The sequence below is a fragment of the Desulfobacterales bacterium genome (assembly GCA_029211065.1).
Classification (GTDB): domain Bacteria; phylum Desulfobacterota; class Desulfobacteria; order Desulfobacterales; family JARGFK01; genus JARGFK01.
This window is the reverse complement of the sequence record JARGFK010000050.1, coordinates 23,688-32,565: the sequence shown is the minus strand read 5'-3', so window position 1 is coordinate 32,565 and position 8,878 is coordinate 23,688. Positions and strand designations below refer to the sequence as shown.

Below are 8,878 nucleotides of genomic sequence, written 5' to 3'. Positions count from 1 at the left end.
TCGGTCAGTTGAAAGATCTCGCCGCCGCCCATGGCGATCATTTCCTCTGCGGCCGTGTAGCGGCCGTTGTTGCGCATGATGCCGCCCACAAGGCCGGTCCCCAGCAGCATGTCGGTCCGTTCGATCAAAACAACCCGGGCCCCTTGCTTTTGGGCTGAAAGGGCTGCCGCACAGCCGGCCCACCCCCCGCCCACGATGATGACTTTCATTGAATTCATTCTCCTTGTTTAAAAAAGACCTGTCATATCGATTTGCCGAATTTTATAGCGGCCTGGTTCCAGGAATGCACCGGCGGCAGTTCTTTTACTTCTGATTCCGTTACAACGTCAAGAAAAACAGGCCCGTCGCTGCTAAACGCGGCGTCGAGTTTATCGTCCAGTTCTGCAGGGGTGTTTACATGAAAGGCTTTCATGCCGAATCCTTCCGCCACCCGGCTCGGTTGTCCGGCCGTAAAGTCAACGGAAAAAAACTTGCTGTCGGCGTGAAGGGCCTGCAGCGCCTTTATCCAGCCAAAAGAGCCATTATTAAAATGAATCAGTACCGCCGGCGTTTTCAGCCGCACCAGTGTTTCCAGCTCGCCCGCAGACATTCCCAGGCTCCCGTCGCCGAACAGCCCCACCAGGCTTGCTTCCGGCCGGGCCATATGCGCTCCCACCATGGCCGGAATGGCATAGCCAAGACCACCATAGGCCCGGGGAATAATAAACCGGGAGCCATTTCCGCCCAATTTCAAAAAGCGGGTAATATAAGGGGTCGGCGTGCCTGCGTCGGCGATGACAATGGCGGGCGACGGCAGCCTTTTGTTCAGAGCGGCAATAACCCTGTGCGGTTTGATGGGTAAAGCCTCGGAGTGGAATAATTGTTCAGACTCTTTCCAGAATTGGGCCCGTGAACGGTTAAGATCATTTACCCAAGAGGTAGGTTTTCGGATTCCTACGTGGGCCTGAAGCAGCGTCAACAGGTCTTCCAAAACCAGACGTGCATCCCCGGCCACACTCAAGGTGTTCTTGAAATTATTGGATAATAATTCCGGATCCAGATCGATCTGCAATATTTTTCGATCAGCTTTATATGAGGGCAGTGTCCATTTGATGGTTGATACCGACCCCATTTTACAACCGATATAGAGCAGCACATCGCCTTCTTCCACCGCCCGGTTGGCATGGGGATGGAATCCATTATCGCCGATAACCCCTAACGCCAGGGGATGATCGTCGGGCATAATTCCCTGCCCGGATATCGTTGTTACCACCGGGGCTTGAAGCCATTCCGAAAGGCTGATAATCTCTTTGCCGGCCTGGGAATGATTTGCGCCGCCGCCGACAACTATAACCGGGCGTAAGGCACCTTGCAGGTGCAGGGTTAATTCTTCCAAAACCTTCCGACTCCCGCGGCTGCGGTATGCCGGATAACCGCGGCATTCTTTTTCACTATATATGGTTTCGGCCTTACCGGAAAATACTCCGTTAAGCACCTCCTGCGGGAAGGCAAGATGCACTGCGCCCGGACGCCCGGTGGTGGCGATTCTAAAAGCGCGCCGAAGCGTTTCCGGAATTTTTTCCGATTGTTTAACGATACTGGACCATTTGGTGATAGACTCGAAAAGGCTTTGGGTATCCAGTTCCGTGATCGTTTTTTTCCCTTCGCCGGACAGTGGGATGTCAGAGGTAATCAGAATAACGGGTATTGAACTCGCATTTGCCTCGGCCACACCCGGCACGGAATAGAGGGCGCCGGCGCCGCTGGGGCATTCACAAATACCGGGTTTATGCGAAAGGCGTGCGTAAACATCCGCCATAAAAGAAGCTGAACGCTCATCCCTGGCCATGACATGGCGGATTGCGGAGCCGGCATTGTATAGCGCTTCGTAAAGTTTGATGCTGGTATCTCCGGGAACCCCGAAGATCACATCAACCTGATATTCCTTAAATAGCTGTATAATAACCTCTGCGCCGTTCATTATTATTCCCTTATCTTCCATTGCAAATAAATTTTTTATATACATCATCCGAAATCACAAATATACAGGAATCTTTTACGATGCCTGCATTCGATCATGGTCAACAGCATGCAACCTTTTATACACAACTATTGACAATAGCTCCGTTCTAATCGTAGAAAGTCAAAAAAACATTGGCAAAAAGTTTATGCGCAATGTTCAACAGGCAATTATGTCAGTTCCGGTTTATTGCCGCCAATTAGAATTAGGCGTCGTCACTGACGCCATGCGCGGAAATTAATTCGCTGGGGCAAACCGGATACTAGATTCGGCAATATTCTGTTTATATTAGAAAGGAACGCTTTATGGCAAAGGATTTGCGAACTTTCATTCATGAGCTGCAGGCGGCAATGCCGGAAGAGTGTGTCGTTATAAAAAAGGAGGTTAATCCAAAATTTGAAATAACGGCGATTCAACAAAAACTTGAAAATGAAGGCCGGTTTCCCCTTCTCGTTTTTGAAAATGTTAAAAACGTTAAGGGGAAGAAGAGTGGATTTAAGGTGGCAACAAATATTTTTGCCATGCGCCAGTTTTGTGCTGTTGCGCTGGGACTGGACAAGGACCAGTGGCGCATGGAGACCAGCTTTAAGTTTGCAGAAAGGTCCTTAAAGCCGATTAAACCGGTCATGGTCGGCCGGGCCGATGCCCCCGTAAAAGAGGTGATTATCACTGGAGATGCCGTCGATTTAAGGGACCTGCCGGTGGTAACGCACCATGAGATGGACGGCTACCCCTATTTGCCCGATGCCGTGGTGGCGGCGGACCCGGATACCGGGAAAAACTATAACTCATCGCATCATCGCATGATCGTTGCCGGCAAGACCGAATCGCGGATATGGATGTCGCCGCGACATTTATGGAACTACTACATGCGGGCCCAGGAAAAAGGCGAGGCTTTGCCGATCGCCCATGTCCTGGGACACCATCCCGGGTTTTATCTGGGTTCGGAAGCCATCAGTTCCATGGAGATTGACGAGTATGAGACCATCGGCGGCATCATCGGAGAACCCTTAAGACTGGTCCCTTCCGAAACATACGGCGAACGGTTACTGGTGCCGGCCGATGCCGAAGTGATCGTTGAAGGGGAGATTTTACCCAACCAGCGGGACGCCGAAGGTCCCTTTGGGGAGTTTACAGGCTATTACGGACCACAGCGCTGGTCGCCGTCGGTAAAGATAACCGCCATTACCCACCGAAAAAATCCCATTTATCTGAACATTCTGGTTGGGCACGCCGATACGGCCATTTTGGGAGGTATTCCCAAGGAGGCCGGCATTTATGAAGAAATCAAGCGGGCCGTGCCCGGTGTCAAAGGGGTTCATTTCCCCATTTCCGGATGCTGTCGATTTCACGCCTATATTTCCCTTCAGCAGAGAGTTGATGGTGAAGGGATCGTTGCCGGCATGGCGGCCTTTCCGCATCATGATGAACTGAAACATGTTATCGTGGTAGACGACGATGTCGACCCGTTTAATGAGCGTGAAGTGATGTGGGCGATGGCAACCCGCGTTCAGCCGGACCTGGATATCAACATTATCAAAAATGCCCGGGGAGGGACACTGGATCCTTCCGCGGTTAAGCATGCCGTGGGCGGCAAGATGATTGTCGATGCCACCCGACCGGTGACCCGCCCGTTTTCGGAACGAATCAATATTCCGGCAGAGATTATGAAGCGCATCGATCTTAAAGACTATCTACCATAGGAGTGAAGAAATTATGGCCAAAATATTTTGGATTGCATGCCCCGAATGCGGGCGGAAGTTTTATGCGTCAAAAGATGATTTTAGATTAAAAGAACGGAAATTGTTATGCCCCTTTTGCGGGGCCAGGTTTCTGGACAAGGAAGCAAAAGAAGTCATAGACAGCGAGTAAGCAAGGGACGCAGCATCAAGGCGGCTCTAAGGATTCATATTTTATTTTAACTACTTAGCAGATCCGGAGGGATTTATGACGGAAGACAAAAATGATATCAATCCGCGGGAAACCGGCAAGATTCATCGCCATGAAGAAGTTGTCCGGCCGATACTGGTCAAGAATATTGTTCAGAAAAGCCCCTTAAAGGACATGTACGACTGCAAGGAGCGCAAGCACCGCAGCCGGGATATCGATCTGCCCATGCGCACCATTAATATTCATCTGTCGGAACTGGTCCCCGGAAAAAGCTCCCGGATGCATAAGCACCACAACGAAGCGCTGGTATTTATTCTGGAGGGGAAAGGCTATTCCATTGTTCAGGGCGAGCGTTATGACTGGGAGCAGGGTGACGCCCTTTACATGCCGACCATGAACTGGCATTCCCACGTGAATGAAGGACCGGACCGGGTCATTTATCTGGGGATTACCAATAAGCGGCTGCTGAACTTTCTGGGCTTGGACCGCTGGATTGAGGTGGGTAAAAACGTCACCCAGGAAGAATATGAAAAAGAGCTCAAAACCATTGAGCCGTCCCCGTACTCCTGGGTTTCAATTACGCCGGAGGGGGGGGTGAAGAACGGAGAGGGATTTAAGTACCTTTAGAAGTTGTTCCAAATTATAGATAACCAAAGGAGGTTGAGATGAAACAAGCGAAAATAACGAAAAGACTGTTGTTTGTCCTGTTGGCAATTTCCTGGGTGTTTATTTCTTTAACCGCAGGATATGCAGAAGATGCCAGAGAATTTTATAATAACAAGGTTCTCGAAATTTACTGCCCATACGGTGTCGGGGGCGGCTTTGATGTTTATGCCAGAAGCCTTGCCCAGCATATTTCCCGCTTTCTGCCGATTAAAACGGCGATTGTTAAAAATATCAAAGGGGCGGGCGGGATGACCGGCACGAATTCGCTCTATGTGGCTCCCACCGATGGGTTGACCATCGGCATTATCAACGGCGGCGGGATGATATTCAATCAGGTCATGGAAACCCCGGGCGTAAAATACGACCTGGGTAAAATCGAATGGCTGGGACGCTCAGACGCCGAACCGCATATCATTGCCGTCGGCAAGAAATCTCCATTCCGATCGATTAAGGATCTGATGGAAGCAAACCGCACGGTGGTCTTTTCTGCAACTGGCAAAGGAAGTGACGATTTTCTGGCGGCGGCCGTTATTGCCGATGCCCTGGGATTCAAGTTGCGTCAGGTGGTGGGGTTCGGCGGCACCAGTGAAACCAATCTGGTTGTCGTCAAAGGGGATGTGGACGGTACCCAGTCAACAGTCGGCAGCCTGCTGAACCTGATTGATTCCGGCGATGTTATACCGATCCTGCAGGTTGCCCTGGAAAGAGACCCGCGGTTTAAAGATGTCCCCCTGGCAATCGAGATTGCTCCGCCGGATAAAAAAGATATTATGACGGCGATCACCAATACGTTTGAGTTCGGCCGTGCATTCTGTACGCCGCCGGGTGTTTCTGCCGACAGGGTCAAACTGCTCAGGGAAGCCGTATGGGGAGTATTCTCCGATAAAGACATCATTCAAGAACTGGAAAAGCGGGGCCGGCCGGTCAATGCCATGAAGGGTGAACAGATGACCGCCCTGATGCAGACATGCATGACCGCAGCGGAAAAAATCAAGCCTGTTCTGAAGGAAGCCGCCAAGTAAAAGCGTTCAGATTCCTACAGACCCTATTGACAAGATAGAGCGGATTCATTCACGGTTGTTTTCGCTTACGGATTTTCGTTGGATTCAATAACGGACAGGAGTTGACAGATGGCACTGATAGAGGGGTTCCTTTTATTAATGAATCCCACCAGCCTTTTTTATCTGGCGGCCGGGGTGATGCTGTTTCTGGGCTTTGGCGCCATGCCGGGGCTAAGCGGGCCGGTGGCCTATGCCATTCTGATCCCTTTAACCTATACCATGGATCCGGTTTCGGCATTTGCCCTTCTAGTGGGCGGTCACAGCGCAGTGATGTTCGGCGGGTCCATCAGCGCCATTCTGATTAACACTCCCGGCACCGGTCAGAATGTTGCAACCACATTTGACGGGTACCCGCTGACCCAGCAAGGACGCGCCGGCGAAGCGCTGGGGGCTTCGGCCGCATCTTCGGCCATGGGCAGCATTGTCGGCGCGTTTATTCTGGCGTTGCTGATACCGGTGATGCGCAGGGTCGTGATGCTGTTCGGTCCTCCCGAACTGTTTGTAGTGTGCATATTCGGATTGACATCGATTGCCTCCATCAGCAAAGGCTCTTTTCTAAAGGGGCTGACCGCCGGAATTCTGGGGCTTTTGCTTTCTTTTGTGGGATTTGATCCGGTTTCCGGCGATTTAAGATATACCCTGGGCACACTCTATCTGTGGGAAGGGGTGGACCTGATTCCGATGATCGTCGGACTGTTCGCCATCGGGGAAGTCATCCATCTTGCCAGCCAGGGCGGCGCGATTTCGGAAAAAGAAATTCCCAAAACGGCTACCGGGGTTTTAAAAGGGGTTAGAGCTGTTTTTACGCACTGGTTTCTCATGGTTCGCTGCGCCGTCATCGGCACAGTCATTGGTGTCATCCCCGGGGCCGGCGGCGCTGTTGCCAATATCGTTTCATACTCGCATGCTGTTTCAACTTCCAAACATCCCGAAAAGTTCGGCACCGGTGTAATCGAGGGCGTCATTGCGGCTGAAACCGCCAATGACGCCAAAGACGGCGGCGCCCTTATCCCAACCATCGCTTTTGGCGTTCCGGGCAGCGAGACCATGGCCATTTTACTGGGCGCCTTTTTAATTCAGGGGATGCAACCGGGCCCCAAAATGCTCAATGAGCAGTTGCCGTTTCTCTTTTCGCTGGTCTGGATGATCGTGCTGGGCGGTATCATGGGCGCCGTGATCGGTCTGTCGATTGCCAGAAAACTGACCCGGCTGACCATGGTGCGATTTTCGCTGATGGCGCCTTTTATCATTGCCGTGGCGCTGCTGGGATCATACAGCAGCAACGGCCTCATGCTGGATGTTTTGATGACGGTTATCATGGGTTTTTTTGGCTATGGCATGAAAATATACGGGTATCCCCGGGGCCCTCTCATCATCGGTCTGGTTTTGGGAAATATCGTTGAGAAAAATTTTCATCTGGCCATTCAGCTTTTCGGTTGGGATTTTCTCACCCGGCCGCTGACCATGGTCTTACTTGTGCTGCTCGCGGCCGTCGCCGTCCTTCCCTTTATCCGAAAATCAAACAGGAGGCCGGCATGAAGAATAGGGGCGAATTTATTTTTGGATGCTTCATCTTGCTGATTATTGCCGGGTTTGTGGCGCTGAGCCTGCCATACAGTCCAACGGCCCGTCTGGTTCCGCTCATGGTCGGCATCGCCGGGATGATTTTTATCGGTTTGCAGTTAATCAGCAGCTTGCCGAGATTTGCAGCCAAATTTTCATTTCTAAACAAAAAAAGAGAGTTCTTCAGCGCCGATTTAATCAAACAAAAAAAAACCGGTTTGTCTGAAAAAAAAGACGACAGCGAAAAAGATGCCGCCCGGACCGTTGGGGCCCTGTCTGTTCAGGAGATGTTTCTTTGGGTCCTCCTTTTCAGCGGGACTATTTTTTTATTTGGCTTTTTATTGTCGCTCTCGCTACTGGTCGGGATTTTTCTTAAATATCGGGCCATGGCCGGCTGGCGTTTTTCACTGCTTTCAGCCGCAGGCATCGCGGTTGTCATGCATTTCGGGTTTGAAGTTTTATTGAATGTGTTTTTGTATAAGGGGTATCTTTTTATTTTAATTCTGGGCCGATAGTTTGAGATTAAATTTTAAGCCCGGCACTACAAATGAGCAAAATGATTTTTTACAAAGGTCTCGGTGCCTATATTGGACGGAGCTATACTTATTTTTAAGAAGGAGGGACAATGAAAAAGCGAATCACTGGTATATCGGCACTCATTTTTGTATGGGTTGTTTTTAGTGTGGCGGCTGCATTGGCAGCAGCCCCGGATTATGCGTTTTTCAATGGCAAGACCGTTGAAATAATCGTTCCCCACGGTCCCGGCGGTGGATTTGATACCTATGCCCGGATGTTCGCGCCGTATTTTAAAAAACACATCCCGGGAATAAACGTGGTCATCAACAATGTGACCGGCGCCGGTGGCCTCAGGGGACGCAATCAATTGTGGGCTTCAAAGCCTGACGGTCGGACGATCTGCCTTACGACCGGCTCGGGGATGTTGTTTGCCCAGTGGAGCGGGATCGAGGGGGTTAAATACGATATTTCCAAACTGACCTGGGTCGGAAGAGTCGCATTTGAAGAACATGTTATGGCTACAAGTGGTACAAAACCCTTTAAGAGTCTTGACGATTTAAAAAATGCCGGCAGGGCGATAACACTCGGTTTTTCAGGTGTCGGCAGCGATGACTATTTTGCTTCTCTAATAATGGGAAAATTATTGGGACTGGAAATTGATCCGGTGACGGGCTATACCGGTTCCCGCGAGGCAAATCTTGCCGCTGTCAAGGGTGAGGTCGACGGGGTTCAGGTCAGCGTCGGTTCCATCCTGCCTTTATTCAAATCAGGAGATTTGAAGCCGATTATGGTTGTGGGAGATACCCGCAGCCCTGAAATGCCGGATGTGCCGACGGCCCTGGAACTTGCAACATCTCAAGAAGCAAAGGATATCGCAAAAGCGCTATCCTATTCATTTGAGATTGACCGGGTTATTTTTGCGCCGCCGGGTGTTCCGGCGGAGCGACTGGCTGTTCTCCGGGAGGCCTATCAAAAAACGGTCAATGATCCCGATTTTCAAAAAATGCTTGAAAAAAATAAGCGGACTATAAATTATTTGGGCGGGGAAAAGCTGGAAAAATTGGTAAATGACATCTTTTCAACAGAAGGGTTACTTGCGCCAAAAGTACGTGAATTACGCAAAATATCAAAATAATATACCATATCTATACCTCTTGCGGTTGGGACTGGAAACCGTTTAGGC

The 8,878-nt window shown here is 50.6% G+C and carries 8 protein-coding genes; 6 read left to right on the top strand and 2 right to left on the bottom strand.

Annotation, left to right across the window (positions count from 1 at the left end; genetic code table 11):
• Together P1P89_12395 and P1P89_12390 are read right to left on the bottom strand one after the other, a co-directional pair.
• Positions 1-209 (bottom strand): FAD-dependent oxidoreductase (locus P1P89_12395; GenBank protein ID MDF1592308.1); only part of this gene is annotated, 209 nt, incomplete at its 3' end.
• Positions 210-241: 32 nt separating this feature from the next.
• Positions 242-1,960, bottom strand: a complete 1,719-nt coding sequence (locus P1P89_12390; GenBank protein MDF1592307.1) for a thiamine pyrophosphate-binding protein — start codon at positions 1,958-1,960, stop codon at positions 242-244.
• A 344-nt stretch (positions 1,961-2,304) separates the two neighbouring features.
• Between P1P89_12390 and P1P89_12385 the strand changes: the two genes are divergently transcribed.
• From P1P89_12385 to P1P89_12360, 6 genes are all read left to right on the top strand, one after another.
• Complete coding sequence (locus P1P89_12385; protein MDF1592306.1) at positions 2,305-3,702, top strand: UbiD family decarboxylase; 1,398 nt, start codon at positions 2,305-2,307, stop codon at positions 3,700-3,702.
• A 244-nt stretch (positions 3,703-3,946) separates the two neighbouring features.
• On the top strand, positions 3,947-4,516 hold the full coding sequence (locus tag P1P89_12380; GenBank protein ID MDF1592305.1) for a cupin domain-containing protein: 570 nt from the start codon (positions 3,947-3,949) through the stop codon (positions 4,514-4,516).
• A gap of 38 nt (positions 4,517-4,554) precedes the next feature.
• Entirely contained in the window at positions 4,555-5,577 is a 1,023-nt protein-coding gene (locus P1P89_12375) for a tripartite tricarboxylate transporter substrate-binding protein (protein ID MDF1592304.1), read from the top strand.
• Positions 5,578-5,685: 108 nt separating this feature from the next.
• Entirely contained in the window at positions 5,686-7,155 is a 1,470-nt protein-coding gene (locus P1P89_12370; protein MDF1592303.1) for a tripartite tricarboxylate transporter permease, read from the top strand.
• Entirely contained in the window at positions 7,152-7,694 is a 543-nt protein-coding gene (locus P1P89_12365) for a tripartite tricarboxylate transporter TctB family protein (GenBank protein MDF1592302.1), read from the top strand. The genes P1P89_12370 and P1P89_12365 overlap by 4 nt, the downstream gene beginning before the upstream one ends.
• 110 nt (positions 7,695-7,804) lie before the next feature.
• Entirely contained in the window at positions 7,805-8,830 is a 1,026-nt protein-coding gene (locus P1P89_12360) for a tripartite tricarboxylate transporter substrate binding protein (protein MDF1592301.1), read from the top strand.
• Positions 8,831-8,878: the final 48 nt, after the last annotated feature.